Source organism: Hymenobacter agri (assembly GCF_054778495.1).
On the sequence record NZ_BAAGZM010001115.1, the window covers coordinates 1 to 802 of the forward strand.

Below are 802 nucleotides of genomic sequence, written 5' to 3' on the forward strand. Positions count from 1 at the left end.
GCGGCCAGCCAGGGCAGCCGCTCGGCCCGCTTCCACAGCGGCCAGGCCAACAGCGGCCAGATTGGGACGCTGGACCTGTACGCGGACCTGAGCGCGGCCGGGACCAAGCGTCTGAGCTTCGATTTCATCAACACCAGCGGCGCCGACTCGCTGGTGATACAGCTCTCGAACGACGGGGGGCTGACGTTTACGCGCCTGGCCGGCTTCAACCAGAGTGGCACCGCGGCGGCGGGCTTCGCCACGCAGGTGCTGCCCATCAGCAGCACTTCGGCCACGGCTGTGATTCGCTTCCGCGGCCGGGCCGATTTCGGGGTGACGGACATCGGGCTCGACAACGTAATTCTGGAATCGACCACCGGCTGCCTCACCCCGGCCAGCCTGACGGCCACTACCACCACCACCACCGCCTCGCTGACTTGGCTGACGGGCGGCGCAGGTACCTACACCGTGCTGTACGGCCCCACCGGCTTCAACCCCAACCAGCCCAGCTCCAGCACCAATGTGTACACCACGGCCACCGGCATTGCGGCCCCGCCCTACGCCATCACCGGCCTCACGCCCGGCACCACGTACCAGTTCTACGTGACGCAGAACTGCTCGTCGAGCACCAATTCCGGCACGGCCGGGCCGGCGAGCTTCACCACCCAAATCCTGAACGACGACCCCTGCGGCGCCACTACCCTCGCCGTGAACAACAGCTGCACGCCGCTGGCCACCACCACCGTGGGCGCCACCCAAACGGCCAGCTCGGTGTACGGCACGGGCGGGCAGGGCACGGGCTGCGGCTCGATTAGCGCGCCCC

The 802-nt window shown here is 68.7% G+C and carries 1 protein-coding gene; it reads left to right on the forward strand.

The features are described 5' to 3' along the window. Nucleotides 1–802 (forward strand): fibronectin type III domain-containing protein (locus ACYVDE_RS24805; RefSeq protein ID WP_460504187.1); only part of this gene is annotated, 802 nt, incomplete at both ends.